Origin of the sequence: Cellulomonas aerilata (genome assembly GCF_007991755.1) — a bacterium.
Taxonomy (GTDB): domain Bacteria; phylum Actinomycetota; class Actinomycetes; order Actinomycetales; family Cellulomonadaceae; genus Pengzhenrongella; species Pengzhenrongella aerilata.
Window position 1 is genome coordinate 84,290 of sequence record NZ_BJYY01000021.1, and the last position, 25,947, is coordinate 110,236.

26 protein-coding genes are annotated in these 25,947 nt (G+C 74.8%); 12 read left to right on the forward strand and 14 right to left on the reverse strand.

Annotated elements, in window-relative coordinates; translation table 11 throughout:
- Nucleotides 1-51 precede the first annotated feature (51 nt).
- Complete coding sequence (gene serA / locus CAE01nite_RS16500; RefSeq protein ID WP_146906615.1) at nucleotides 52-1,251, forward strand: phosphoglycerate dehydrogenase; 1,200 nt, start codon at nucleotides 52-54, stop codon at nucleotides 1,249-1,251.
- Nucleotides 1,252-1,336: 85 nt separating this feature from the next.
- On the opposite strand, the gene CAE01nite_RS16505 is transcribed toward serA, so the two are convergent.
- Nucleotides 1,337-1,537 carry a DUF5302 domain-containing protein gene (locus tag CAE01nite_RS16505; RefSeq protein ID WP_146906616.1) on the reverse strand — a complete coding sequence of 67 codons (201 nt, stop codon included), beginning with the start codon at nucleotides 1,535-1,537 and terminating at the stop codon, nucleotides 1,337-1,339.
- Between the two features lie 133 nt (nucleotides 1,538-1,670).
- Between CAE01nite_RS16505 and CAE01nite_RS16510 the strand changes: the two genes are divergently transcribed.
- Together CAE01nite_RS16510 and CAE01nite_RS16515 are read left to right on the forward strand one after the other, a co-directional pair.
- Nucleotides 1,671-2,726, forward strand: coding sequence for an aldo/keto reductase (locus CAE01nite_RS16510; protein WP_146906715.1), 1,056 nt, complete (start codon nucleotides 1,671-1,673; stop codon nucleotides 2,724-2,726).
- A gap of 16 nt (nucleotides 2,727-2,742) precedes the next feature.
- Nucleotides 2,743-4,257 carry a serine hydrolase domain-containing protein gene (locus CAE01nite_RS16515; protein ID WP_146906617.1) on the forward strand — a complete coding sequence of 505 codons (1,515 nt, stop codon included), beginning with the start codon at nucleotides 2,743-2,745 and terminating at the stop codon, nucleotides 4,255-4,257.
- 50 nt (nucleotides 4,258-4,307) lie between these two features.
- On the opposite strand, the gene nrdR is transcribed toward CAE01nite_RS16515, so the two are convergent.
- Nucleotides 4,308-4,844: a transcriptional regulator NrdR gene (gene nrdR, locus CAE01nite_RS16520; RefSeq protein ID WP_146906716.1), complete on the reverse strand. Its 537-nt coding sequence runs from the start codon at nucleotides 4,842-4,844 to the stop codon at nucleotides 4,308-4,310.
- A 135-nt stretch (nucleotides 4,845-4,979) separates the two neighbouring features.
- Nucleotides 4,980-5,465 carry a LysM peptidoglycan-binding domain-containing protein gene (locus tag CAE01nite_RS16525; RefSeq protein ID WP_146906618.1) on the reverse strand — a complete coding sequence of 162 codons (486 nt, stop codon included), beginning with the start codon at nucleotides 5,463-5,465 and terminating at the stop codon, nucleotides 4,980-4,982.
- A gap of 216 nt (nucleotides 5,466-5,681) precedes the next feature.
- On the opposite strand from CAE01nite_RS16525, the gene lexA reads away from it, so the two are divergent.
- Entirely contained in the window at nucleotides 5,682-6,437 is a 756-nt protein-coding gene (gene lexA, locus CAE01nite_RS16530) for a transcriptional repressor LexA (protein ID WP_371862914.1), read from the forward strand.
- 143 nt (nucleotides 6,438-6,580) lie between these two features.
- Nucleotides 6,581-6,835 (forward strand): hypothetical protein, encoded by a 255-nt coding sequence (locus CAE01nite_RS16535; protein WP_146906620.1) that lies wholly within the window; start codon nucleotides 6,581-6,583, stop codon nucleotides 6,833-6,835.
- Here CAE01nite_RS16535 and CAE01nite_RS16540 read toward each other — a convergent pair.
- From CAE01nite_RS16540 to hflX, 3 genes are all read right to left on the reverse strand, one after another.
- Entirely contained in the window at nucleotides 6,832-7,839 is a 1,008-nt protein-coding gene (locus CAE01nite_RS16540; RefSeq protein WP_146906621.1) for an L-lactate dehydrogenase, read from the reverse strand. The genes CAE01nite_RS16535 and CAE01nite_RS16540 overlap by 4 nt on opposite strands.
- A gap of 84 nt (nucleotides 7,840-7,923) precedes the next feature.
- Entirely contained in the window at nucleotides 7,924-10,272 is a 2,349-nt protein-coding gene (locus tag CAE01nite_RS16545) for an ATP-dependent DNA helicase (RefSeq protein WP_371862917.1), read from the reverse strand.
- Nucleotides 10,273-10,437: 165 nt separating this feature from the next.
- Nucleotides 10,438-11,991, reverse strand: coding sequence for a GTPase HflX (hflX, locus tag CAE01nite_RS16550; RefSeq protein ID WP_146906622.1), 1,554 nt, complete (start codon nucleotides 11,989-11,991; stop codon nucleotides 10,438-10,440).
- 231 nt (nucleotides 11,992-12,222) lie between these two features.
- Between hflX and CAE01nite_RS16555 the strand changes: the two genes are divergently transcribed.
- Nucleotides 12,223-12,885, forward strand: a complete 663-nt coding sequence (locus tag CAE01nite_RS16555) for a class I SAM-dependent methyltransferase (RefSeq protein ID WP_146906718.1) — start codon at nucleotides 12,223-12,225, stop codon at nucleotides 12,883-12,885.
- 27 nt (nucleotides 12,886-12,912) lie between these two features.
- On the opposite strand, the gene CAE01nite_RS16560 is transcribed toward CAE01nite_RS16555, so the two are convergent.
- From CAE01nite_RS16560 to CAE01nite_RS16575, 4 genes are all read right to left on the reverse strand, one after another.
- On the reverse strand, nucleotides 12,913-13,251 hold the full coding sequence (locus tag CAE01nite_RS16560) for a thioredoxin family protein (RefSeq protein ID WP_146906623.1): 339 nt from the start codon (nucleotides 13,249-13,251) through the stop codon (nucleotides 12,913-12,915).
- A 124-nt stretch (nucleotides 13,252-13,375) separates the two neighbouring features.
- Nucleotides 13,376-14,359, reverse strand: a complete 984-nt coding sequence (gene dapF, locus CAE01nite_RS16565) for a diaminopimelate epimerase (RefSeq protein ID WP_146906624.1) — start codon at nucleotides 14,357-14,359, stop codon at nucleotides 13,376-13,378.
- Nucleotides 14,356-15,324, reverse strand: coding sequence for a tRNA (adenosine(37)-N6)-dimethylallyltransferase MiaA (miaA, locus tag CAE01nite_RS16570; RefSeq protein ID WP_222595964.1), 969 nt, complete (start codon nucleotides 15,322-15,324; stop codon nucleotides 14,356-14,358). Before miaA ends, dapF begins: the two co-directional genes overlap by 4 nt.
- Entirely contained in the window at nucleotides 15,321-16,085 is a 765-nt protein-coding gene (locus CAE01nite_RS16575; RefSeq protein ID WP_146906625.1) for a class III extradiol ring-cleavage dioxygenase family protein, read from the reverse strand. Before CAE01nite_RS16575 ends, miaA begins: the two co-directional genes overlap by 4 nt.
- Nucleotides 16,086-16,164: 79 nt before the next feature.
- On the opposite strand from CAE01nite_RS16575, the gene CAE01nite_RS16580 reads away from it, so the two are divergent.
- Nucleotides 16,165-16,797, forward strand: a complete 633-nt coding sequence (locus CAE01nite_RS16580) for a type III secretion system chaperone family protein (protein ID WP_146906626.1) — start codon at nucleotides 16,165-16,167, stop codon at nucleotides 16,795-16,797.
- Nucleotides 16,794-17,306: a type III secretion system chaperone family protein gene (locus CAE01nite_RS16585; protein ID WP_371862915.1), complete on the forward strand. Its 513-nt coding sequence runs from the start codon at nucleotides 16,794-16,796 to the stop codon at nucleotides 17,304-17,306. The genes CAE01nite_RS16580 and CAE01nite_RS16585 overlap by 4 nt, the downstream gene beginning before the upstream one ends.
- 52 nt (nucleotides 17,307-17,358) lie before the next feature.
- On the opposite strand, the gene miaB is transcribed toward CAE01nite_RS16585, so the two are convergent.
- Nucleotides 17,359-19,059 carry a tRNA (N6-isopentenyl adenosine(37)-C2)-methylthiotransferase MiaB gene (gene miaB, locus CAE01nite_RS16590; RefSeq protein WP_146906627.1) on the reverse strand — a complete coding sequence of 567 codons (1,701 nt, stop codon included), beginning with the start codon at nucleotides 19,057-19,059 and terminating at the stop codon, nucleotides 17,359-17,361.
- A gap of 100 nt (nucleotides 19,060-19,159) precedes the next feature.
- Between miaB and CAE01nite_RS16595 the strand changes: the two genes are divergently transcribed.
- The 4 genes from CAE01nite_RS16595 (at nucleotide 19,160) to CAE01nite_RS16610 (ending at nucleotide 22,557) form a co-directional block, all read left to right on the forward strand.
- The gene (locus tag CAE01nite_RS16595; protein WP_146906628.1) at nucleotides 19,160-19,951 is read left to right on the forward strand and encodes an amino acid ABC transporter ATP-binding protein; all 792 of its coding nucleotides are present in this window, start codon (nucleotides 19,160-19,162) and stop codon (nucleotides 19,949-19,951) included.
- A 28-nt stretch (nucleotides 19,952-19,979) separates the two neighbouring features.
- A complete protein-coding gene (locus CAE01nite_RS16600; RefSeq protein ID WP_146906629.1) occupies nucleotides 19,980-20,855 on the forward strand; it encodes a glutamate ABC transporter substrate-binding protein in 876 nt (291 codons plus the stop codon).
- A 131-nt stretch (nucleotides 20,856-20,986) separates the two neighbouring features.
- Entirely contained in the window at nucleotides 20,987-21,688 is a 702-nt protein-coding gene (locus CAE01nite_RS16605) for an amino acid ABC transporter permease (protein WP_146906721.1), read from the forward strand.
- Nucleotides 21,685-22,557 carry an ABC transporter permease subunit gene (locus CAE01nite_RS16610; protein WP_146906630.1) on the forward strand — a complete coding sequence of 291 codons (873 nt, stop codon included), beginning with the start codon at nucleotides 21,685-21,687 and terminating at the stop codon, nucleotides 22,555-22,557. The genes CAE01nite_RS16605 and CAE01nite_RS16610 overlap by 4 nt, the downstream gene beginning before the upstream one ends.
- A gap of 3 nt (nucleotides 22,558-22,560) precedes the next feature.
- Here CAE01nite_RS16610 and rny read toward each other — a convergent pair whose 3' ends face one another.
- The 3 genes from rny to recA are packed head-to-tail and all read right to left on the reverse strand — an operon-like array spanning nucleotide 22,561 to nucleotide 25,869.
- On the reverse strand, nucleotides 22,561-24,102 hold the full coding sequence (rny, locus tag CAE01nite_RS16615) for a ribonuclease Y (protein WP_146906631.1): 1,542 nt from the start codon (nucleotides 24,100-24,102) through the stop codon (nucleotides 22,561-22,563).
- 40 nt (nucleotides 24,103-24,142) lie between these two features.
- Nucleotides 24,143-24,823, reverse strand: a complete 681-nt coding sequence (locus CAE01nite_RS16620; RefSeq protein ID WP_146906632.1) for a regulatory protein RecX — start codon at nucleotides 24,821-24,823, stop codon at nucleotides 24,143-24,145.
- Nucleotides 24,824-24,828: 5 nt separating this feature from the next.
- A complete protein-coding gene (gene recA / locus CAE01nite_RS16625) occupies nucleotides 24,829-25,869 on the reverse strand; it encodes a recombinase RecA (protein ID WP_146906633.1) in 1,041 nt (346 codons plus the stop codon).
- Nucleotides 25,870-25,947: the final 78 nt, after the last annotated feature.

Genomic DNA, 25,947 nt, shown 5'->3' on the forward strand with positions numbered 1-25,947 from the left:
GAGGGGCGGGACCGAATTGGTCCGCCTCTCGGACAGGCGCACCATGGGGGCGTGCTGCGCGCCCTCCTCCTCGAGAACCTCCATCCGCTGGCCGCCTCGATCCTGGCGGCCCAGGGCATCGAGGTGACGACCCGGACCGGGGCGCTGGACGAGTCCGAGCTGATCGACGCGCTGGACGGCGTGCACCTGCTCGGCATCCGCTCCAAGACGCACGTGACCGATAAGGTCGTGGCGGCCGCCCCCGACCTGCTCGCGATCGGCGCGTACTGCATCGGGACGAACCAGATCGACCTGACCGCGGCCGCCGCGCACGGCGTCGCCGCGTTCAACGCGCCGTTCTCCAACACCCGCTCGGTCGTCGAGATCGCGCTCGCCGACATCATCGCGCTGACCCGCCGGCTCACCGTGCTGGACCGCGCCATGCACGACGGCGTCTGGGAGAAGTCCGCCGAGGGCGCCCACGAGGTCCGCGGCCGGACGCTGGGGATCATCGGCTACGGCAACATCGGCACGCAGCTGTCCGTGCTCGCCGAGAACCTCGGCATGTCGGTCGTCTTCTACGACACCGCGGAGAAGCTCGCTCTGGGCAACGCCCGCCGCTTGGAGAGCCTGGACGAGCTGCTCGACGCCGCCGACGTCGTGACGCTGCACGTCGACGGGCGCAGCGGGAACGCCGGCCTGTTCGGCGCGGACCAGTTCGCCCGGATGAAGCCCGGCGCCGTGTTCCTCAACCTGTCCCGCGGCTTCGTCGTGGACTACGCCGCGCTGCGCGACGCGATCCTGTCCGGCCACGTCGCCGGCGCCGCGGTCGACGTGTTCCCGGTGGAGCCCAAGCGGCGCGGCGACGCGTTCGAGTCCGAGCTGCGCGGCCTGCCCAACGTCATCCTCACCCCGCACACCGGGGGGTCCACCGAGGAGGCGCAGGAGGCGATCGGGCAGTTCGTGTCCAACAAGATGCGCGACTACCTCGGCACCGGCACCACGACGCTGAGCGTCAACCTGCCCAACCTCGCGCTGGACCAGGGGACGGGCATCCAGCGCATCGCGCACCTGCACCGCAACACCCCCGGCGTGCTGGCCGCGGTCAACGCGACCCTCGCGGAGCACGGCGTGAACATCGAGGGCCAGCTGCTCGGGACGCGCGGCGAGATCGGCTACGTGGTCACCGACGTCAACTCCGACGTCGCCCCGGACGCGCTCGAGGCGCTGGCCGGCATGCCGCAGACCGTGCGGCTGCGCGTCCTGTCCTGACGCACGCGGCGCAGAGCGGCCCCGCACCCGTCAGGGCGCGGGGCCGGTTGTCGCCCTCGGGCCGGCCGCCGGCCGACCCGCGCCCCTAGGAGGAGCCGGAGCGCCGGCGGAACGTCCGCTGCCCCCGGCCGGCCGTCTCCGAGCCGTGCACGGAGCCGGTGTTGCCGGATCCCTGGGACGTGCGGTGGTTGGCCGACTTCTTGCGCTCGAGCGCCTCCCGGAACCGGGCCTTGGCGTCGTCGCTCGCGCCGGTGGGAGTCGGCGTGCCCTTGTCATCCTCTGCCACGGAGACCTCCTGACGGTCGCGTCCTGCGGCGCCGGGTCCGGCGCCGCCGTCCAGCGTGCCCCGCCCGGGGCCGCGCGACAAACCGGGCGAGCCGCGGGTCACCGGCGATCGGGTCCCGCGGCGGCGTACGGTCCTGCGTGTGCACGTCGCCGACCCGCAGCGCTACGGCGCGCTCCCCTTCCGCCGAGCCGGCCGCTCCGGTCTGGACCTGCCCGCGATCTCGCTCGGGCTCTGGCAGAACTTCGGTGACGCCGACCCGCACGAGCGGCGCCGCGACGTCGTCCTGCACGCGTTCGACCGGGGGATCACCCACCTCGACCTCGCCAACAACTACGGGCCGCCGCCCGGCGCCGCCGAGGAGGCCCTCGGCCGGATCCTGGCCCGCGACCTGCGTCCGTACCGCGACGAGCTCCTGCTCTCCACGAAGGCGGGCTACGACATGTGGCCCGGCCCCTATGGGTCCGGCGGCTCGCGCAAGTACCTGCTCGCCTCCCTCGACCAGTCCCTCGCGCGCCTGGGCACCGACCACGTCGACCTCTTCTACAGCCACCGGTTCGACCCCACGACGCCGCTGGAGGAGACGCTCGGCGCGCTGCGGACGGCCGTGGACTCCGGGCGCGCGCGGTACGTGGGCATCTCGTCCTACTCCGCGCACCGCACGCAGCAGGCGTTGGCCGTCGCCGCGGACCTGGGCCTGACCCTGACCGTCCACCAGCCGGCGTACTCCATGCTCAACCGCTGGATCGAGCGCCCGGACCCGATGGCCGGCGACCGGTCCCTGCTCGACGTGGTGGGCGGGGCCGGCCTGGGCGCCGTGGTCTTCTCGCCGCTCGCGCAAGGCATGCTGACCGGCCGGTACCTGGACGGCATCCCGGCGGGGTCGCGCGCGGCGCGGGGCGGCTCCCTGCGTCGGGAGTTCCTCACGGAGGAGAACCTCGCCCACGTGCGCGCGCTGGCCGCGATCGCGGCGGACCGTGGGCAGACCCTCGCCCAGCTGGCCATCGCCTGGGCGCTGCGCGACCCACGGGTCACCTCGGTCCTGCTCGGGGCGAGCAGCGTCGGGCAGCTCGACGAGAACCTGGCCGCCCTGGACGGCCCGGCCCTCACCGCGCCGGACCTCGACCGCATCGACGAGCACGCCGTGGAGGCGGGCGTGAACCTCTGGGCGGCGCGATCCAGCGACCTGTGACCGGTACGGTCGGCCGGTGACCCACGACGACGTCCGCGAGACCCGCACCGACGAGGCCGTCCCCGCGCGCACCGGCACGCCTCCGTCGGCCGCCGGCAACGGCGCCTGGGACGCCGTCGGCGCGGCCGTCCGCGACGCCGCCGCGTACGCCGAGCAGTGGCTCGCCGTCCAGCACCGCGTGCACGACCTGCCCGGGATCCAGGTCGCCGTGGGCCTCGGGGACGACGTCGTGCTGAGCCGCGCCTACGGGGTCGCCGACGTCACGACGGGCGAGCGGCTCACGCCCGAGCACCTGTTCCGGGTCGCGTCCCACTCCAAGACGTTCACGGCGACCCTGGTCATGCAGCTCGCCGAGTCCGGCGCACTGCGCCTGGACGACCGGCTGGACGCGTGGCTCGAGCACCTGTCCGCCTCGCCGCTGGGCGGCGCGACCGTGCGCGACCTCCTGGGACACGGCGCGGGCGTGAGCCGCGACTCCGACGACGGCGACTTCTGGCAGCTGGTCGGCCCGTTCCCGGACGACGACGCGCTGCGGCGGATCACCGCCGTCGGGGCCGACGTGCTCCCCGTCGCCGAGCGGTTCAAGTACTCCAACCTCGGCTACGGCCTGCTCGGTCTCGTCGTCGAGGCGGCCGGCGGCAAGTCGTACGCCGAGCTGCTGGCGGCGTCCGTGACCGTCCCCCTCGGGCTGGACCGCACCGGGGCGGACTGGGACGACTCGGTCACCGGGACGCTCGCCACGGGGCACACCGGCCGCGCCACGTCCCGCCCGGGCGAGCCGCGCCGGCCGATCGCCCCGGTCCCCACCGGCGCCCTCGCTCCGGCGACCGGGGTGTGCTCCACCGCCGAGGACATGGTCCGGTTCGCCGCCGGGCACTACCTCGGGGACACCCGCCTGCTCTCGGACGCGGCGAAGCGACGCATGCAGCGCCCGGAGTGGGCCGGGGTGCGGCCCGACGAGGACTACGGGCTCGGCCTCATCGTCGCCACCGTCGACGGCCGGCGCACCGTCGGGCACAGCGGCGGCTTCCCCGGGTACATCACCCGGACGCTGTGGGACCCGGCCGACCGGTTCGCGGTGTCGGTGCTGACGAACGCCATCGACGGTCCCGCCACCACGCTCGCGACCACGGTGGTCCGGCTCGTGGACCTGGCCGCGACGGTGCCCCTCGACCCGCGGACGGCGGCGCGGGACACCGAGCGCCTGGACCGGTTCACCGGCCGCTTCGCCAACCTGTGGGGCCTGATGGACGTCGTGCGGCTGGGTGGGCGGCTCTACGCGTTCGACCCGACCGCGACCGACCTCACGGCCACCCCGGTGCACCTGACCCCCGAGGACGACTCGACCCTGAGGATCGGCGGCGGTACCGGCTACGGCTCCCCGGGAGAGACGTTCCGCTACACGTGGGCGCAGGACGGCTCCGTGCGGTCGGTCCGGGCGGGCAGCAGCCAGACCATGCACCCCGCCGACGCGTACGTCGACGCGCTCGCCGAGCGGTCCGAGGTCACCGGGGCCATCGACCTGGCGTGAACCGCCGGCCGTGGGCCGCGAGGCCCGGTCGGCGCTCAGCCCGCCTGCGCTCAGCGCGCCGGCGCGACCGTCGAGGCTGGCGGGCCGGCGGACGGGTCGGGATCGGGCCCGGCGTGGGGCTCGGTGTCGGATCGCGAGGCCTCGTGCTCCGCGCGCAGTGACGTGATCGCCGCCTCGAAGTCGTCCAGCGAGTCGAACGCCTGGTACACGCTCGCGAACCGCAGGTACGCGACCTCGTCGAGCTCACGCAGCGGACCCAGGATCGTCAGGCCGATCTCGTACGCGTCGAGCTCGGCGCTGCCGGTGCTGCGGACCAGCTCCTCGACCCGCTGGGCCAGCAGCGCGAGGTCGTCCTCGGAGACCGGACGGCCCTGGCACGCCTTGCGGACGCCGTTGACGATCTTCTCCCGGCTGAACGGCTCCGTGGCGCCGGAGCGCTTCACCACCGACAGGCTCGCCGTCTCCACAGTCGTGAACCGGCGCCCGCACTGCGGGCACTGCCGGCGGCGGCGGATCGACGAGCCGTCGTCGGACGTCCGCGAGTCGACGACCCGCGAGTCGGCGTGACGGCAGAACGGGCAGTGCACGAGGGCGGCCTCCGACCATAGGGAGCGTCCGCGCACCCGGTGCCACCTGGCTCCCTGCGGCGCGCGGGCACCCACACCTACTCCATCCGGTGTGCAACCTAGGCGGTGGGTCCGCACCCTGCAAGGACGCCGGGGTCAGTGCCGGACGGGCACCAGGATCTGGTCGCCGGCGGTCAGGCGGCTGCCGCTCATGCCGTTCAGCTCGGTGAGGTCGTCCACGACATCCCGGACGTCCTCGCCGGGCGCGGTGTACGCCGCCGCGATCGTCCACAGGGTCTCCCCCGCGCCGACCGTGTAGCTGTCGACCGCGACCGGCGCACCGGGCCCCTCGGCGACGGCGCGGCCGCCGGTCAGCAGCGCCAGCCCCGCGACCACCACAGCGAGGGACCGCACCACCCAGCGGCCGCGCGCCGTGAGGGCCAGCGCGCCGCCGGCCGGCTGCGTCGTCGGAACCTGCGCCGTCGGCGCGTGCGCTGCCGTCCGCGCCTGCGCCAGCCCCTGCGCCGTCGCCGGCGCGGCCGTCGTCACGCGCGGTGCCGTCGCCGGGGCCGTCGTCCGGCGCGGTGAGCTCGTCACCCGCGGTGCCGTCGGGACCCGCGGTGCCATCAACGCTGCGCTCATGATCCGCTCCTCCTCCGTCGACGTCGAACACGTGTTCGACGAACGTCTGTACGATATCTACCACGTCCGACACGCGGCGTCGAGACAGATGACGCGACACGGTCGAACAGGTGTTTGAAAGCGACGCCCTGCACTCCTAGGCTGCGAGGACACGCACAGCGCATCATGAGCCACCCACACGGACGGGTGGCGGACCGCGCGACAGGGAGGACTTCGGTGGCTTCAGACGCAGAACAGGGCGGGCAGGCGGCGGGCCTGGCGTCGGTCCACGTGCTTCCGGACGGCGTCGCGGGCGACGACGGCCTCACGGCCCGGCAGCGGCTCGTGCTGGAGACCATCCGGTCGTCGGTGGAGCACCGCGGGTACCCGCCGAGCATGCGCGAGATCGGGGAGGCCGTCGGCCTCACCAGTCCCTCCAGCGTCAAGCACCAGCTCATGGCGCTCGAGCGCAAGGGCTACCTGCGCCGCGACCCGAACCGGCCGCGCGCCATCGAGGTGGTCCAGCCGGACGACTCGCGCACGATCACCGCGTGGTCCGCGCCCACGGCCGAGGAGACGTTCGGCGAGGAGCACCTGGCCGCGAACGATGCCGCGCCCACGCCGTCCTACGTCCCCGTGGTCGGGCGGATCGCCGCCGGTGGGCCGATCCTGGCCGACCAGGTCGTCGAGGACGTGTTCCCGCTGCCGCGCCAGCTCGTCGGCGACGGCGACCTCTTCCTGCTCAAGGTCGCCGGCGACTCGATGATCGACGCGGCCATCTGCGACGGGGACTGGGTCGTCGTCCGGCGCCAGCCCGTCGCCGAGAACGGCGAGATCGTGGCGGCGATGATCGACGGCGAGGCGACCGTCAAGACCTTCAAGCGGTCGGACGGCCACGTGTGGCTGCTGCCGCACAACGCGGCCTACGCACCCATCCCCGGCGACCAGGCGCAGGTGCTCGGTCGCGTCGTCAGCGTGCTGCGCAGCCTCTGACGTCCGTGCCGACGGGCGCCACGACGGCGCGGCGCCCGTCGGCTGCGGCCCGCACCCGGCTCGCGCCCGGCGACGGGCCCCGCGAGGCTGGGACCGACCCGGCGCACGACAGGTCCGCCGACGAGACCAGCAGGAGGTCGACAGTGCCCGGACGCCTTCCCGACCCCGGTCCCCGCGCCACCGAGCGTCTGCGGCGCCTGCAGACCGAGCCGCTGCCGCGGGCGGCGCGTGGACCCGCGGCGGACGACGTCGTCCCCGAGACCTCCCACCGGAGTGAGGCGCAGGCGGAGCGGACGACGCCGTCCACCGGCGAGGCCGAGCGTAGGACGCCGTCGACCTCCCGGGTGCAGCCGCCGCAGGACCTCCCCGACGCCGACGCGGAGCCGTCCGCCGGCTAGAGCCCGAACCGCCGCGCGACCGTCCGCAGCGCGTCGGCGGAGTGCCGCAGGCTCGCGAGCTCGCCGTCGGACAGCGGGACCTCCAGCAGCCGCTGCGCCCCGCCCCGGCCCACGACCGTGGGGACGGACAGGCACACGTCCCCGATGCCGTGGTAGTCCTCGAGCAGGCTGGACACCGGCAGCACGCGCCGCTCGTCGTTGAGGACGGCCTCGATGATCCGGGACCCGGCCAGGGCCACCGCGTAATTGGTCGCGCCCTTGCCCTCGATGATCCGGTACGCGGAGTCGATGACCTCGCGCGTCATCGACTCGCGCACCTCGGGGGTCAGCGGGCCGGCGCTGCGCGACCCGCGCCACTCCAGCAGCGGCACCCCGCCGATGCTGGCGGACGTCCACAGCGGGAACTCGGTGTCCCCGTGCTCGCCCGCGATGTAGGCGTGCACGTTCTGGACCGCCACGCCGGTGTGGTGGGCCACCAGGTAGCGCAGCCGGGAGGAGTCCAGCACGGTGCCGGACCCGAACAGCCGGGCGGGCGGCAGGCCGGAGACCTTCAGCGCCGCATAGGTGACGATGTCGACGGGGTTCGTGACCATGACGAACACGGCGTCGGGGGCGACCTCGACCAGCGAGGGCAGCATGGACCGCACCAGCGCGATCGTGTTCTCGGCGAGGTCGATGCGGGTCTGCCCCGGCTTCTGCTTCGCCCCGGCGGTGACCATCACGACGTCGGCGTCGGCGCACACCGCGATGTCGTCCGACCCGACGACCTCGGCCATCGGCATGAACTGGATCCCGTGCCCGAGGTCGAGGGCCTCGGCCTCGACCTTGGCCTTGTTGATGTCGTACAGCGCGACGGTCCGCGCGGCGCCGCGCATGAGCGCCGCGTACGCCATGGTCGACCCCACCGCGCCGGCTCCCACGACCGCGACCTTGGTGGTGCGGCGCCGGGCCGTGCCGGCGGGGGCGTCGTCGACGGCGGCGTCACGCGCCAGGCTCTCGCTCACGAATCCTCCGGGTCGGGTCGGTGCCGGGCGGTGCGGTGCGCCGCGCCAGGGCCAGGGCGGGGGCCGCCCGGCCGGCGCGTCCGATCAGGCTAGTGCCGCGAGCCGCTCGAGGGCGGAGAGGACGGCGGCCCGGTCGGTCGTGCGCCAGAAGTCCGGCAGGGAGCGGGCCAGGAAGTCCCCGTACCGGGCGGTCGCGAGGCGCGGGTCCAGCACCGCCACCACACCGCGGTCCTGGGTGCTGCGGATGAGACGGCCGGCGCCCTGCGCGAGCAGCAGGGCGGCGTGCGTGGCCGCCACCTGCATGAAGCCGTTGCCGCCGGACGCCTGCACCGCCTCCGAGCGCGCGGAGCGCACCGGGTCGTCGGGCCGCGGGAACGGGATCCGGTCGATCAGCACCAGCTGGCACGCCGCGCCCGGGACGTCGACGCCCTGCCACAGCGACAGCGTGCCGAACAGGCAGGTCGCCGGGTCCTCGGCGAACTGCCGCACGAGCGTGGGCAGCTGGTCGTCGCCCTGGACGAGGACCGGCACGTCGAGCCGCTCGCGCATCGCCTCGGCGGCGGCGGTCGCCGCGCGCCGGGAGGAGAACAGCCCCAGGGTGCGTCCGCCGGCCGCCGTCACCAGGGCCGCGATCTCGTCGAGCTGCGCGTCGGTCGTCGGCTCCCGGCCGGGCGCGGGCAGCCGGGACGCGATGTAGAGGATGCCCTGCCGGCGGTAGTCGAACGGGCTGCCGACGTCCAGGCCGCGCCACGCGCGCTCCTCGTCGGCCCGCGTGGCCGACGTCGACGCCGCACCCGCCGTCTCGCCCGGGCTCTCACCGTCGGGCGTGCCGCCGTCGGCGGTCCCCGCGTCCGCGGTGCCCGCCGCCCGGGGGCCGGCGTCCGGCAGACCCGACGGTGCCGTGGGCTGCTCGGCGAGCGCGGCGGCCGGCACCACCCCGGCGCCCGCGGCCGCCGCCCCGGCGAGGGGCTCGGCGTCGGCGGCGTCGCGGCGCGCGGGACGCTCCAGGCCCAGGGACCGTGCGACCGGGACGAACGTCCCGCCGAGCGAGAGGGTCGCCGAGGTCATCACCGCCGACCGCCCGGCCAGCAGGTGCGTGCGGATGAGCCCGTTCACCGCCAGCGGGGCGGCGTGCAGCCGGGACATCCCGCTGCCCCGGAAGCCACCGGAGCCGTCGTCGCCGCGGGAGCACCACAGCACGTCACGGCCGGAGCGGGCCGCGTCACCGCTCATCCGGTCGGCGATCTCGAACAGCGCCAGCATGGCCGAGGCGGCCATCTTCATGCCGCCCTCGGCGGCCGCCTGGGCGGGCGCGCCGTCCGGCTTGAGCACGGTGAGCAGGCCGCGCGCGGCGTCCCGCACGGCCCCGACCGCGAGCACGGCGGCGTCCGGCAGCCCGTCGCGGAACCGTCCCTCGGGCAGCTCGGCCAGCACGGCGCCGAGCGCGACGCTCGCCGCGTCGAGGTCCGTGGTGGGGACGCCGCCGTGGCGCCGGGCGAGCCGGGCCGCGTGCTCGACGCTCGCGACGGACAGGTCGACGGTGGCCTGGGCGGTGACCCGGTCGGTCAGCTCGTGCGCCTCGTCGACGACGAGGACGTCGTGCTCGGGCAGCACACCGGGTGCCCCGGAGGCGGCGATGCCCAGCATCGCGTGGTTCGTCACCACGACGTCGGCCTCCTTCGCCAGGTTCCGCGCCCGGTTCGGGAAGCACTCCTCGATCATGTGGCAGCGCGGCCCCAGGCACTCCAGCGAGGTGACGGACACCTGGCGCCACGCGCGGTCGCTGACGCCCGGGACGAGGTCGTCCCGGTCGCCGGTGCCGGTCTCCTCCGCCCACTCCCGCAGCCGCAGGACCTGCGCGCCCAGGTCCCCCACCCGGTCACCCCTGCCGGACCCGGCGCCGTCGTCGGCGGCGGGGTGGTCGGCCGCCCCCGCGTGCTCGCCGTGCGCGTCGACCGGCAGGGCGAACAGCGCCGACGGGTCCTCGGTGGGGTAGCCGCCGGAGACCTTCTGCAGGCACACGTAGTTGTGCCAGCCCTTGAGCAGCGCGATCCGCGGGGCACGCGGCAGCCGAGGGGCGACGGCGTCGGCGACTAGCGGCAGGTCCCGGGTGACGACCTGGCGCTGCAGCGCCAGGGTGGCGGTCGAGACCACCACGCGCTCGTCCTCGCGGACGGCGTGCCGGACGGCCGGCACGAGGTACCCCAGGGACTTACCGGTCCCCGTGCCGGCCTGGACGAGCAGGTGCTCGCCGGTGCCGATCGCCTCCGCCACGGCGCGGGCCATCGCGTGCTGCCCGTCGCGCCGCGCACCGCCCAGGCGCCCGACGGCGAGGTCCAGCAGGGTGTCCACCTCGGCGGCGACCTGCTGCCGCTCCGCGGGGGGTGCGTCACCGGCCGCCTGGCCGGCGGGGGCCGGCTTCGGGGACGTCACGGACACCGCCCCAGCGTAGTCGGCGGGGGACCGTCCCCCGGGCGCCGCCACCCACCCCGGGGACACCGGGCGCCTCGACGCCCGGTCGTGAGGAGCCAGGGACGCGGCGGGCCGGCCCGGGATCCGGGCCGGCCCGCCGTCGGCCGTGCGCGAGCGGAGGGGCGGTCAGGACCGGACGGCCGCCGCGGTGAGCTCGGCGGCGAGCGAGGCGTCCACCTTCGCGCGGATCGCGGTGCCCTGCTCGGTGTGCTGGGCGGTCTCGATCTCGCCCTCCTCGTGCACGCGGCTGACCAGGTCCCCGCGCTCGTAGGGGATGACGAGCTCGACCTGCACGCCAGGGCGCGGCAGCTGGTCGGCGATGAGCGCCAGCAGCTCCGCGATCCCCTCGCCGGTGTGCGCCGAGACGACCACCGAGTGCAGCTCGCGCGAGCGCAGCCGGGCCACGACGGCCGGGTCGGCGACGTCGGCCTTGTTGAGCACGATGACCTCCGGCACGTCCATGGCGCCGGGGATGTCGGCGAACACGTGCCGCACCGCCGAGATCTGCCCCTCGGGGTCCGGGTGCGACGCGTCGACGACGTGCAGCACGAGGTCCGCCTCGGCGACCTCCTCCAGCGTCGAGCGGAACGCCTCGACGAGCTGGTGCGGCAGGTGCCGGACGAACCCGACCGTGTCGGTGAGCGTGTACTGGCGCCCGTCCGGAGTCTGCGCGCGGCGGACCGTCGGGTCCAGCGTCGCGAACAGGGCGTTCTCGACCAGGACACCGGCGCCCGTGAGCCGGTTCAGCAGGGACGACTTGCCGGCGTTGGTGTACCCGGCGATCGCGACCGACGGGACCGCGTTGCGCCGCCGGGACGCGCGCATGGTGGCCCGGGCGGGCTCCATCGCGGCGATCTCCCGGCGCAGGCGCGCCACCCGGTTGCGGATGCGGCGCCGGTCCAGCTCGATCTTCGTCTCACCGGGACCGCGCGAGCCCATCCCGGCGCTGGCGCTGCCGACCTGACCACCGGCCTGCCGGGACATCGACTCGCCCCACCCGCGCAGGCGCGGGAGCAGGTATTCGAGCTGTGCGAGCTCGACCTGGGCCTTGCCCTCCCGGGACTTGGCGTGCTGGGCGAAGATGTCCAGGATCAGGGCCGTCCGGTCGATGACCTTGACCTTGACGACGTCCTCCAGCGCGCGGCGCTGGGACGGGGCGAGCTCGCCGTCGACGACGACGGTGTCCGCGCCCGCGGCACGCACGAGCTGGGCCAGCTCGGCGGCCTTCCCCGAGCCCAGGTAGGTGCCGGGGTCCGGCTTCTGCCGGCGCTGCAGCAGCCCGTCGAGCACCTGCGAGCCTGCGGTCTCGGCCAGCGCGGCGAGCTCGCGCAGCGAGATCTCCGCCTCCTCGGGCGTCCCCTCGCCAGAAATGCCGACCAGCACGACGCGCTCCAGGCGCAGCTGGCGGTACTCGACCTCGGTGACGTCCTCGAGCTCGGTGGACAGCCCGCCCACACGGCGCAGCGACGTGCGCTCCTCGAGCTCCATCTGGTCGCCGTCGTAGGCGGTGTGCTCGGTGCGTCCGGTGCCGACGGCCGCGGCTCCCGCGCGGGCCAGGACGCGGGCGACGACGTCGCCTGCGACGTCCTGCGCGCTGCGCCCGGTGGTCGTGGTGTCACTCCGGCCGGCGTCGTCCGGCTGCCCGGTCGCGTCGGTGTGCCCGGTGTGGGGGTGGGTCACGTGGTGCCTCTCTTCTCTGCTTCGTTCCAGACTGACACGGGCCCCCAGGGCCCGCGAACGTTATTCGCTGCCAGCGTGATCCGCCGCCCGGCGCGGGGTGTCGGGGCCCGCCGATACGCTCGGCGCGTGCCTGACGCCCCGGTCCACCGAGCCCGCCCCGACCAGCCCGTCACGGCCGGCCCGGTGGACGGCGACGCGCTGCCCGGTGCCGGCCCGGCCGGCGGCGACGGTCTGGGTCCGGACGTCGGTCCGGCGGACGGTCCAGGTGACCACTACTTCAGCGCGCGCCCGGCGTCCGCCGACGAGCGGCGCACGCTGGCGGTGCACCTGGCGGGCCGGGACCTGCAGGTCGAGACCGCCGGCGGGGTGTTCTCCCCCGGCCGGCTCGACCTGGGCACCGAGGTGCTCCTGCGGACCGTCCCCGACCCGCCCCCGTCCGGGGACCTGCTCGACCTCGGGTGCGGCTGGGGGCCGGTCACGCTGACCCTCGCCCTGCTCTCCCCCGACGCCACGGTGTGGGCGGTGGACGTCAACGAGCGCGCCCTGGACCTGGTCCGCCGCAACGCGGCTCGGCTGGGGCTGACCCGGGTGAGGGCGGTGACGCCCGACGACGTGCCGGACGACGTCGCCCTCGCCGCCCTGTGGTCCAACCCACCGATCCGGGTCGGCAAGGCGGCCCTGCACGAGATGCTCCTGCGCTGGCTGCCGCGGCTGGCGCCCGGGGCCGACGCGCACCTGGTGGTGCAGCGCAACCTCGGCGCGGACTCGCTGCAGCGGTGGCTCGCCGACGCCCTCGCCTCGTCCACCCCGCCCGACGGCGTGCCGGCGTCCTTCGACGTCGACCGCGTGGCCAGCGCCAAGGGCTTCCGCGTGCTGCGCGTCGCCCGGGGCTGACCCGGCGCCCGTCCCGGCCGGACGGGCTCAGCCCACGCGGACCACGCGGTCCGCGAGGGCCACGGCCGCTCGGGCCTGGGCCAGGCTCGGCACGCCGGAGGCGCGCCGCACCACGACGCCCTCCGCGTCGAGCACGAGCACGGTGGGCGTGACGTCGATCTCCAGCGCCTGCCCGAGGTCGGTGCGGTCGGCCACGTCCAGCTCGACGTGCACGACGCCGTCCTCGGTGGCCAGCAGGTGCTCCAGCACCCGGCGGGTCGCCCGGCACGGGGCGCAGAACGTGCTCGAGAACTGCACGAGGGTCGCCCGCCGGCCGAGCGGTGCGCCCAGGTCGTCGGCGGTCAGCCGGGGACGGTCGATGGTCACACCGGGTCCAACACGGTCGCTGCCGCCGGTGTTCCGCTCGTGGGGCGCCACGTGGCGCGCAGCGGCGCTCCGGCCGCCCGTGCTCGGGCGACGGCCGGCGGCGCGGTGCTCCGGCCGCCTCGGCTCAGGCGACGGCCAGCGCGGCGAGGTCCACCCGCCCCGTCGCGACCAGGGCAGCCGGACCGGCCAGCTCGACGTGGCCGGAGGCCAGCACACGGACCCGCACGGTGCCGCCGGGGACGTCCACCAGCCAGACGTCCGGCGCACCCGCACCCGCCCAGGTGCGCACCGCGAGGGCCGCCGCGCACGCGCCCGTGCCGCACGACCGGGTCTCCCCCACCCCGCGCTCGTGCACGCGCATGCGGACCCGGCCGACCAGGACGCCGTCGGCCCCGGCCTGCTCGCCGAGCGGCACCACGAGCTCGACGTTCGTGCCCGCCGGTGGCAGGGGCTGCACCTGCGGTGCGCGGGCCAGGTCGGCGGCGGACAGCTCCCCCTCGTCCGCGAGCGCGAGCACCGTGTGGGGGTTGCCCACGTCCACGCTCAGCGCGGGACGGGTCACCGGGAGCCCGGCGACGTCGACCTCGGCGTCGTACCCCGCGACGGCCGCCGCGTCGCCGCCGGGCAGGTGCCACGGACCCATGTCGACGGCGTACCAGCCGCCCGGCTCGGCGCGCACGTACCGCACGCCCGCGCGGGTGCCGACCGCGAGCGCAGCGGTGGGGGGTCCCTCGCCGGGCCGCGGCGCCCGCGCGAGCCCGAGCCGCTCCAGGTAGGCGACGAACACCCGCACCCCGTTGCCGCACATCTCCGCGACCGAGCCGTCCGCGTTGCGGTAGTCCATGAACCAGGTCGCCGCCGGCTCGCGCTCGAGCAGGGCGGCAGCCTCGGGGACCGCGGCCGTCGGGACGACCCGGATCACGCCGTCCCCGCCGATCCCGGCGCGGCGGTCCGCCAGCCCGCGCACCAGGGCGGGTGTCAGGTCCAGCGCGGCGTCGCGGTCGTCGAGCAGGACGAAGTCGTTCTGGGTGCCGTGCCCCTTGGTGAACTCCAGGAGCCGGGGGTGCGCGGCACCGGCCGCGGTACGGACGACGTCGGGCGCGGTCATGAGCCCAGGGTACGGCGGGGCGCGCCGCCGTCCCCGACGGTCCCCGCGCCGGCGTCGGCCGCGGCCACGACCGCCAGGGCGTGCGCGACCAGGTCACCGTCGCGGGCGTCGAGCCAGTGGATGCGCGGGTCGCGGCCGAACCAGGTCATCTGCTTGCGGGCCAGGCGCCGGGTGCCGGCCACGACGGCGTCCCGGGCGGCCTGCTCGTCCAGCTCGCCCCGGACCAGGGCGAGGACCTCGGCGTAGCCCACCGCGCGGGCCGCCGTCCGGCTCATGCCGTGCACGGTGAGACCCAGGGTCTCCTCGACCAGGCCCTCGTCCCACATCCGGTCGACCCGGGCCTCGATCCGCGCGTCCAGCACCGCCCGGTCGCAGTCCAGGCCGATCTGCACGGCCGGGACCTCGTAGACCTGCTCGGGCAGGTTCGCGGTGTACGGGCGGCCGGTGATCTCGATGACCTCCAGCGCCCGCACGATGCGCCGGGTGTTCGCCGGGCCGATCGCGATGGCGGCGGCCGGGTCCAGGCGTGCGAGCTCGTCGTGCAGGTGCCGGGTGCCGTGCTGCTCGGCCCGCTCCCCCAGCCGGGCGCGGACCTGCGCGTCGGTTCCGGGGAACTCGAGCCGGTCCAGCAGTGCGCGCACGTAGAGCCCGGACCCGCCCACGACGACCGACCGTCGTCCGCGGCCGGCGATGGCGGCGAGGTCCTCGCGGGCCTCGTGCTGGTAGCGCGCGACCGAGGCGTCCTCGGTGACGTCCAGGACGTCGAGCTGGTGGTGCGGAACTCCGCGCCGCTCCGCGGGCGTGAGCTTGGCCGTCCCGATGTCCATCCCGCGGTACAGCTGCATCGCGTCGGCGTTGACGACCTCGCCGTCGAGCGCCTCCGCGAGAGCGAGACCGAGGTCGGACTTGCCGGTCGCGGTGGGACCCACCACCGCGACGACGAGCGGGGGGCGGGGGGCGCTCACCGGGTGCTCCAGGACGCGACCGCGTAGGTCGCCCCGAATGGCGCCGACACGTGCGGGACCGCCGCCCGCACGGTGGCGCGGCGGGGCACCGCGCCCAGGACGAGCTGCCAGGGCGCCCACGCCGTGACGGCGAGCTCGGCCGCCAGGTCCGGGGCCATCCCCGCGAGCCGGACGCGTGCGTCGGGTCCGGCGTCGGCCAGGTCGGCGAGCATGCCCCCGTCCACGGCCGCCGCGCGGCGATCGTGCTCCAGCGGCGCGTCGGACCCGCGCCGGGCGCTGAACGACCCGGCGACCAGGAACGCGACCCGCTCGGGGCCCGACGCCAGGCCGTACCCGAGCGCGGCCAGCTCGGCGGCACGGCCCGGGGCCACGGTCAGCGGCTCGGTCCCGGGCGGCGCGACCTCGGCGAGCGTCGTTGGTCCGGACCACCCGCAGCGGGCCAGCAGCGCGAGCGCGACGGCACTGGCCGGCCCGTCGACGCGGGTGGGGGTCACGTCGGGGTGCACGTCCCCGGCGGTCAGCGGCCAGCCCAGGCGCGCGTCGTCGATGCCCGCGGCGGCCAGGGTCGGCGCGAACGGGCCGGGCATCATCCGGTCGGCCCGGCCCGGCGCGACCACCACGACGCGCGCCGGGGACGCGGCGAGCAGTGCCTCGACGGCTGCGACCGCCGCGGCGCGGACCTCCGGGAGGACCTCGGCGGCCCCGGCCGCGCCCGGCACGAGCAGGGCGGTGTCGGGGACCAGGGTCGCGTTGTCGAGCACGGGCAGGAACGGTAGCCGCTGCGGGTCGCCGGTGGCGTCGGGCGCCGGGTCCCCGCGGTCACCGGGGTACTGTGCGGCGATGGGGTTCTTCCGGGGTGGCCGCCCGAGCTGGTGGCCGGGACGTGACCCGCAGCGTGACGCCGAGCACCTGTCCGACGCCGAGCTCCAGGCGCGCGTCGAGGAGCTGCTCACCCGCGAGCTCGGGGCGCGCCGGCTGTCCGACGTCGCCACGCCGGCGCGGCCGGGCGCGCCGATCCAGTCGGCCGACGACGCCGGCGACGTCCCGTGGCCGCTGACCGTCGCCCGGATCGTCGAGTGGTTCGAGGACAACGGGTTCAGCTACTTCATCGACAACGACGGCGACCTCGGCGGCCTGTGGCGCGGCCGGCTCTTCTACTTCTTCCTGTTCGGCGAGCGCTCGGAGATCCTCCAGGTGCGCGGGCAGTGGAACCGGGAGGTCTCCATCGAGCGGCTCGAGGAGATCCTGGACGCCTGCAACGAGTGGAACGCCGACCGGATCTGGCCCAAGGCGTACGTGCGGGTGCGGGACAACGGGATGGTGCACGTGATCTCCGAGGTGGCCACCGACCTCGAGCACGGCGCGACCGACGCCCAGCTCGGTCAGCTGCTGCACTGCGGCCTGAGCACCGGCAGCATGCTGTTCGACGCGATCGACGAGCTCTACCCCGACCCCGCGGGCCAGGCGCCATGAGCCCCGGTGCCCGGTCCCGCTGGCTCTCGCGGATGTTCGGCACGGCCCGCACGCACGCGCCCACGCCGTCCCCGGCGCGCGAGCGTGCCACCCCGGTGACCCGTGACCGCGTGGCGACGTACCTGCTCTCCCGCGGGTACCGCTTCCTCCTCGACGACGACGGCGACCTCACCGGCACGTGGGACGGCAGCCGGTTCTGGTTCCTGCTGCTCGGCGACCACGGCGAGATCCTGCAGATCCGCGGGCGGTGGCACCGCACCCTGCCGGTCACCCGCCGCACCGCCGTGCTGCTCGCCGCCAACGACTGGAACCGCGAGCGCATCTGGCCGAAGGTCTACGTCCGCGAGGAGGAGGGCGAGCTGGCCCTCTACAGCGAGGTGTCCGTCGACCTCGAGCACGGCGCGACCGGCAGCCAGCTGGCCCAGCTCGTCGCGTGCGGGCTCGGCACCGGGGTCCAGATGTTCACCGTGCTGGACTCGCTGCTGCCGCCGGAGACCGACCTGGACTGAGCGTCGCGGACGGCGTCGCCGGCGCAGACCCGGCGTCCGCCGGGCCGGGACCTCAGCGGGTGCGGACCGCCGGCAGCCCGAGCACGACGGGTCCCCCGGCCGCTCCGGACCCGGCGGCCGAGCCCTGGCCCGACCCGTGGCCGTGCCCGTGGTCGTCCCCACCCAGGCCGGCGCGGGCCCGGGCGCGCTGCGCCCAGGCGTCCCCGGCCCGCGTGCGCCGGACGGCGTAGATGCCGCCGGCGAGCGCCGAGTCGGCGACGAGGTGGTGCGGTGCGCCGTGGGTGACCTCGACCGTGACGAGGTCGCCCGGCCGGGGCAGGAGCGGGTGCGGGTGCTCCTCCAGCCGCGCGTCGGACGGGTGCCCCACCGCGTGCGCGCCGGCGCCGGCGGCCAGCCCCTGGACGGCGGGCGGCAGCGCGAAGTGCACGAGCCGGTTGTCCGCCGCCCGACCCGACACCCGCAGCGAGGCGCCGTCCTTGCGCCCCTCGGTGTCCGCCACCAGCACCTCGACCCGGCGCCCCGCCTGCGCCCGGTTCTCCTCCAGCGAGATCCGCTCCTGCAGCGCCTGCAGCCGCTCGTAGCGCTCCTGGACGACCGCCTTGGGCAGCTGGTCGGGCAGGTCCGCCGCGGGGGTGCCGGGGCGCTGGGAGTACTGGAAGGTGTAGGCCGACACGAACCGGGACGCCTCGACGACCCGCAGCGTCTCGGCGAAGTCGTCCTCGGTCTCCCCGGGGAAGCCGACGATGATGTCGGTCGTGATGGCGGCGTCGGGCATCGCCGCACGGACGCGGTCGAGGATGCCGAGGAAGCGCTCGGACCGGTAGGAGCGCCGCATCGCCCGCAGCACGCGGTCCGAGCCGGACTGCAGCGGCATGTGCAGCTGCGGCATGACGTTCGCGGTGGCGGCCATCGCCTCGATGACGTCGTCGGTGAACGCGGCCGGGTGCGGGCTGGTGAAGCGCACGCGCTCCAGGCCCTGGACGTCGCCGCAGGCGCGCAGCAGCTTGGCGAACGCGCCGCGGTCCCCGAACTCCACGCCGTAGCTGTTGACGTTCTGCCCGAGCAGCGTCACCTCGATCGCGCCCTGGTCGACCAGCGCCTGCACCTCGGCGAGGACCTCGCCCGGGCGGCGGTCGCGCTCCTTGCCCCGCAGGTGGGGGACGATGCAGAACGTGCAGGTGTTGTTGCACCCCACGCTGATCGACACCCAGCCCGCGTACACCGACTCCCGGCGGGTGGGCAGCGTCGAGGGGAACACCTGCAGGGACTCCGCGATCTCGACCTGCGCGCGCTCGTTGTGGCGTGCCCGCTCGAGCAGGACCGGCAGCGCGTCGAGGTTGTGGGTGCCGAACACGACGTCGACCCACGGCGCCCGGTCCACGATGCCGGCGCGGTCCTTCTGCGCGAGGCAGCCGCCGACCGCGATCTGCATGCCGGGGCGGCCGCGCTTGACGCCCGCGAGCTGGCCGAGGTTGCCGTAGAGCTTGTCGGCGGCGTTCTCGCGGACCGCGCAGGTGTTGATGACCAGGACGTCGGCGCTGCCACGGGCGGCGTCCGCCGCGGACGCCGGGACGTACCCGGCCTGCTCGAGCATGCCCGCCATGTGCTCGGAGTCGTGCACGTTCATCTGGCAGCCCAGGGTGCGCACGACGTACGTGCGCGCGTCGGCGACGGCGTGCTGCGCGGCGCCCGCGGGCGCCGGCGCGCGGTCGGCGGCCGGCACGGGCAGAGTGGGGGCGAGGGTCGTGTCCATCACCCGTCAGGGTACGTCGCCACGGGTGTGTGTCCGTGACGTTGCAGGTCCGTGACCTGCGGAGGTGGCGTCCGAAACGTGCGCCGCCTAGGTTCGCAGCATGGTTGACCGAACCTCTACCGCCGCCATACCCGCGACCGGGTCGCCGGTGGGTGGCGAGCCCCTGGTCGTGCTCGACGGCGTCAACAAGCACTTCGGCGCGCTGCACGTCCTGCGGGACGTCGACCTCACGGTGCACCGCGGCGAGGTCGTCGTCGTGATCGGTCCCTCCGGCTCGGGCAAGTCGACGCTGTGCCGCACCATCAACCGGCTGGAGACGATCGACACCGGGACGATCACCATCGACGGCAAGCCGCTGCCCGCGGAGGGCAAGGAGCTGGCGCGGCTGCGCGCCGACGTGGGCATGGTGTTCCAGTCCTTCAACCTGTTCGCCCACAAGACCGTGCTGGAGAACGTGACCCTGGGGCCGGTCAAGGCCAAGGGCATGAACCGGGCCCAGGCCCGCGACAACGGCATGGCGCTGCTCGAGCGGGTCGGCGTCGCCAACCAGGCCGGCAAGCTGCCCGCCCAGCTGTCCGGCGGGCAGCAGCAGCGCGTGGCGATCGCGCGGGCACTGGCGATGAACCCCAAGGTCATGCTCTTCGACGAGCCGACGTCGGCGCTCGACCCGGAGATGATCAACGAGGTCCTCGACGTGATGGTGTCTCTCGCCGGCGAGGGCATGACGATGATCGTCGTCACCCACGAGATGGGCTTCGCCCGCCGGGCGGCCCACCGTGTGGTGTTCATGGACGGCGGCCAGATCGTCGAGCAGGCGCAGCCCGAGACCTTCTTCACCGCGCCGCGCAGCGACCGCGCCAAGGACTTCCTGTCCAAGATCCTCACGCACTGACCAGCATCACCGACGTAAGGGAGCCACCATGCGCACACGACGGACCCGACTGACCGTCCTCGCCGCAGCCACCGCACTCGTCCTCGCCGGATGTGGCGGCGGCGACGCGGAGACGCCCGCGGCCGGCGAGACCGAGGCCGCGACCGAGGGCGGCTCGGAGGGCGGCGCCGAGGGCACCATCACCATCGGCATCAAGTTCGACCAGCCCGGCCTGGGCCTGCAGGACGGCAGCGAGTACACCGGCTTCGACGTCGACGTCGCCAAGCACGTCGCCGAGCAGCTGGGCTACGGCGAGGACCAGATCGAGTTCTTCGAGTCGCCGTCCGCGCAGCGCGAGAACCTGCTGCAGACCGGTCAGGTCGACATGATCTTCGCCACCTACTCGATCACCGACGCCCGCAAGGAGACGGTCGACTTCGCCGGCCCGTACTTCGTCGCCGGCCAGGACCTGCTGGTCGCGGCCGACGACGACAGCATCGAGGGCCCGGAGGACCTCGAGGGCAAGCGGCTGTGCTCGGTCACCGGGTCGACGTCCGCGCAGCGCATCAAGGACGAGTACTCCGCCGGCGTGCAGCTGCAGGAGTACCCGGGCTACGCCGACTGCGTCACCGCGCTGGTCGCCGGCGCGGTCGACGCCGTGACCACGGACGACATCATCCTCGCCGGCCTGGCGTCGCAGCCGACCAACGCCGGCAAGGTCAAGGTCGTCGGCAACCCGTTCTCCGAGGAGAACTACGGCGTCGGCCTGCCCAAGGGCAGCGAGAACTGCGAGGCGATCAACGAGGCGATCACGGCGATGATCGAGGACGGCACGTGGGAGCAGCTGCTCCAGGACAACGTCGGCGAGTCCGGCTACACCCCGAACGAGGAGCTGAACCCGCCCACGCCCGAGCCCTGCGCCTGACCCGCTGACCTCGACCGGCGCGCGGAGCACAGGCCGCGCGCCGGTCGTGGCGTCCGGGACGCCGCGACGCCGCCACCGGCCCCCGGCACCCGCCCGGGCGCCGTCCCGCCCCACCGTGAGGAGTGGTGACCCTGAGCGACTACCTCGACCAGTTCGCCGAGCTGTTCGCCACGTTCGACGTGCTCGGAGCGTTCTGGCAGATCGTGCGGCTCACCGCGGTATCCGCCGTCGTGTCCTTCGTGCTCGGGACCGTGCTGGCGCTCATGCGCATCTCGCCGATCCCGTCGCTGCAGTGGGTGGGCGCCGCCTACGTCAACGTGCTGCGCAACACGCCCCTGACGGTCATCATCCTGTTCTGCAACCTGGGGCTCTGGGCCCAGCTCGGGCTCAACCTGGCGAGCCCCACCTCGCAGACGTTCTTCGAGCAGAACAACTTCCGGCTCGCCGTGCTGGGGCTGTCCGTCTACCACGCGGCGTTCGTGTGCGAGGCCCTGCGGTCCGGGGTGAACACGGTGCCGGTGGGCCAGGCCGAGGCCGCCCGGGCGATCGGGCTCGGGTTCCTGCCCACGGCGCGGCTGATCATCTTCCCGCAGGCGCTGCGAGGCGCGATCGCCCCGCTCGGCAACACCCTCATCGCGCTGACCAAGAACACGACGGTGGCCTCGGCGATCGGCGTCGCGGAGGCCTCCGCCCTCATGAAGACGATGATCGAGTTCCGGCCCGACGTGATCATCGCGATCTTCCTGACCTTCGCGATCGGCTTCGTCATCCTGGTGCTGCCGGTCGGACTCGTCGTCACCAGCCTGTCCCGACGCCTGGCGGTGGCCCGATGAGCGCGCAGAACGTCCTGTTCGACGCCCTGGGACCGCGCGGACGACGCCGCATCCTCGTCGGCAACGTCGTGGCGGCCGTCGCGGTGACCGGGATCGCGGTGTGGGTGCTGATGCGGCTGGCCGACAAGGGCCAGCTCACCGGCGCCATGTGGCAGCCGTTCCTCACCGGCCGGGTGTGGGGCGACTACATCGTCCCGGGGCTGACCTCGACCCTGAAGGCCGCGGGGCTCGCCATCGTCGGGTCGCTGGTCCTGGGACTGCTGCTCGGGCTCGGGCGCCTCGCGCCGCTCGCGGTGGTCCGCGCGGTGTCCGGCACGGTCGTGGAGTTCTTCCGCGCCATCCCCGTCCTGCTCATGATGATCTTCTTCTGGCTGGGCCTGGCGCGGGTCGAGGCGATCCCGCGCGACCAGCTGCCGCTGGTCGCGGTCGTGCTGGCGCTCGTCCTCTACAACGGGTCCGTCGTCGCCGAGCTGGTCCGGTCCGGCGTGCACGGCCTGCCGCGGGGGCAGCGGGAGGCGGCCCTGGCGACCGGGTTGACCCACGGGCAGTCGCTGCGCTCGGTCGAGGTGCCCCAGGCGCTCATCGCGATGCTGCCGTCCGTGATCAGCCAGCTCGTCGTGATCCTCAAGGACACGGCGCTCGGCTACATCATCACCTACCCCGAGATGCTCTCGAACGGGCGCCGCCTGGGCGTGCAGGACGGCAACGTCGTGCCGGCGCTCATCGTCATCGCGGTCGTGTTCATCGTCATCAACTACACGCTGACGTGGGTCGCGGGGCGGCTCTCGCGGCGGCTCGGGTCGCGCACGTCGGGGACGACCCGGGCGGAGGCGCCGGCGCTGATCGTCGGAACCGCCACGACGCGCTGACGGTCAGCCGGCGGTGGCGCTGGCCCGGATCTCCCGGATGACCGTCACCTTGATCTCCCCGGGGTAGGTCAGGTCCGCCTCGATGTGCTTGGCGATGGCCGTGGCGAGCCCCGGCATGTGGGTGTCGTCGACCACCTCGGGCTGGACCAGGACGCGCACCTCGCGGCCGGCCGACATGGCCAGCACACGCCGGACGCCCTCGTGCTGGGCGACGAGCTTCTCGATGGTGTCCATCCGCTCGACGTACTGGTCCAGCTCGTCGCGCCGGGCGCCGGGCCGGGACGCGGAGCACGCGTCCGCGGCCTGGACGAGCACCGCCTCCACCGACTCCACCGGCACCTCGTCGTGGTGCGCCGCGACGGCGTTCACGACGACGGCGTTCTCCCCGCAGCGCCGGGCCAGGTCGGCGCCGAGCGTGGCGTGCGTGCCGGGCATCTCGGCGGTGAGCGCCTTGCCGACGTCGTGCAGGAACGCCGCCCGGCGCGCGACCGCGACGTCCGCGCCGACCTCCGCGGCCATCACGGCCGCGATCTGGGCGCTCTCCACCAGGTGCTGCAGGACGTTCTGGCCGTACGACGTGCGCAGCCGCAGGCGCCCCATCGTGCGGACGAGATCCCGGTGCAGCGACCCGACCCCGGCCTCCTCGGCGGCGTGGTGCCCCGCGGCCATCGTCCGCTCGTCCGCGCCCTCGACGGCGTGGGCGTACGCGGCCTCGATGCGCTGCGGGTTGATCCGGCCGTCCGCGACGAGCGCCTCCAGGGTGACCTGGGCGACCTCGCGACGCTCGGCGTCGAAGCACGACAGCATCACGGAGTCGGGGGTGTCGTCGATGACGACGTTGACGCCGGTCAGCGCCTCGAAGGCGCGGATGTTGCGCCCCTCCTTGCCGATGATGCGGCCCTTCATCTCCTCCGAGGGCAGCGGGACGACCGCGACGACGCTCTGCGAGCTGGTCGGCACCGCCACCCGCTGGACGGCGGTCGCCACGATCCGCCGAGCCCGCTCGTCGGACTCCGCACGCACCTTCGCCTCGACCCGCCGGGCCGCCGCCTCGGCCTCGTAGGTGGCCTGCTCCACGACCCGTCGCTGCAGCTCGGCGCGCGCCTCGGCCGCCGTGAGGCCGGCGGTCCGCTCGAGCTCGGCCGTGGCCTCCTCACGCGCCTGGGTCACGACCTCGGCAGCCTCCTGGCGGGACCGGGCCAGCAGCTCCAGCGCCTCCTGCTCGGACCGCGTCAGGGCCAGGGCACGGTCGCGCAGCTGCTGGGCGAGGTCGGCGGCGGCGGCCCGGTCCTCGGCGAGCGCACGCTCGCGGGCGGCCAGGCTCTCCGCGCGCCGGTCGAGGTCGGCGGCAGCCCGGCGCGCGTCGTCCTGCGTCGCCTGGGCCTCCCGCGCCGCACGGTCCCCGGCGGACTGCACGTCGCGGGCCGCGCGGTCACGGGCTGCGGCCACGTCCCGGCGGGCCAGCGACACGACGGCCACAGCCGCCACGACGACCAGCACCGCCGGTATGACGAGGAGCGCGATCTCCGCCGCGTCCAGATTCATGACTGCCCCCCGAGTCGTCCCCGGGAGTGACGGTACGGCCTCAGTCGTCCTCGGCGAGCACGGACGGGTCCACGTCGATCCCGTCGTCGTCCCAGCCCGCGGCGCCCGGGGCCTCGTCCGCTCCCCCGTCGAGGCCCTCCTCGGCGAGCTCGGCCAGGACCTCGCGCACCACCCGGTGCGCCAGGCCACCGGGATACCCCTTGCGGCCGAGCATGGCGGTGACCCGCCGGACCCGTACCTCCCTGGCGAGCCCGGCCGTCGTCGCGAGGCGTCGCCGGGCCAGGTCGCGCGCGGTCCGCTCCTCCAGGTCGCCGTCCACGGTGCTCAGCGCCTCGGCGGCCAGCTCGTCGTCGATCCCCTTGCGGCGCAGCTCCACGCCCAGCGCGCGCCGCGCCAGCCCGCGGTCGGCCTGACGGGAGCGCACCAGGATCCGCGCGTACTCCGCGTCGTCGATCAGGCCCACCTCGGTGAACCGGTCGAGGACCTTCTGCGCCACGGGCTCGGGCACGTCCTTGCGCGCCATCGCCTCGGCGAGCTGCGCCCGGCTGCGCGGGGCGCCGGTGAGCAGTCGCAGCGCGATCGCGCGAGCCACGGACTCCGGGTCCGGCTCGGTGTCGACGGCGGCCGCGCCGGAGCCCGGGGGCTCCGTCGCCACCGACCGGCGACCGGGCCGGCGCTCACCGCGCCGCCCGGACCGCCGGCCGTCGTCGAGGCCGGTCATGCCGCTCAGAAGTCGACCGCGGGGCCGGCGTCGGCCGGTGCGTCGAGCTTCGCCCCCACGCCGAGCTTTTCCTTGATCTTCTTCTCGATCTCCTCGGCCAGGTCGGGGTTGTCCCGCAGGAAGCCGCGGGCGTTCTCCTTGCCCTGGCCGAGCTGGTCGCCGTCGTAGGTGAACCACGAGCCGGACTTGCGCACGAACCCGTGCTCGACCCCCATGTCGATGAGGCCACCCTCACGCGAGATCCCCACGCCGTAGAGGATGTCGAACTCCGCCTGCTTGAAGGGCGGGGCCATCTTGTTCTTGACGATCTTCACGCGGGTCCGGTTGCCGACCGCGTCCGTGCCCTCCTTGAGGGTCTCGATGCGGCGGATGTCCATGCGGACCGAGGCGTAGAACTTCAGCGCCTTGCCACCGGTGGTGGTCTCCGGGGAGCCGAAGAACACGCCGATCTTCTCGCGGAGCTGGTTGATGAAGATGGCCGTGGTGCCCGAGGCGTTCAGCGCACCGGTGATCTTGCGCAGCGCCTGGGACATCAGACGGGCCTGGAGGCCGACGTGGCTGTCGCCCATCTCGCCCTCGATCTCCGCCTTGGGGACGAGCGCGGCGACGGAGTCGATCACCACGACGTCGATCGCGCCGGAGCGGATCAGCATGTCCATGATCTCCAGCGCCTGCTCGCCGGTGTCCGGCTGGGACACCAGCAGGGCGTCGGTGTCCACCCCGAGCTTCTTGGCGTAGTCCGGGTCCAGCGCGTGCTCGGCGTCGATGAACGCCGCGATGCCGCCGGCGCGCTGGGCGTTGGCGACCGCGTGCAGCGCGACCGTCGTCTTCCCGGAGGACTCCGGGCCGTAGATCTCGATGATCCGGCCGCGCGGCAGGCCACCGATGCCCAGCGCGACGTCGAGCGCGATGGACCCGGTGGGGATCACCTCGACGGGGGCGCGGCCCTCGTCGCCGAGGCGCATGATCGAGCCCTTGCCGAACTGGCGGTCGATCTGGCCGAGCGCGGCCTCGAGGGCCTTCTCGCGGTCCTGGGGAGCGGGCATGTCACACCTCGTGTCTGAAGGCAGCGGTCGCTGCGTGTCCTGGGGCTGGTCTGTTCTCGACGGCGACGCTATGCCCGA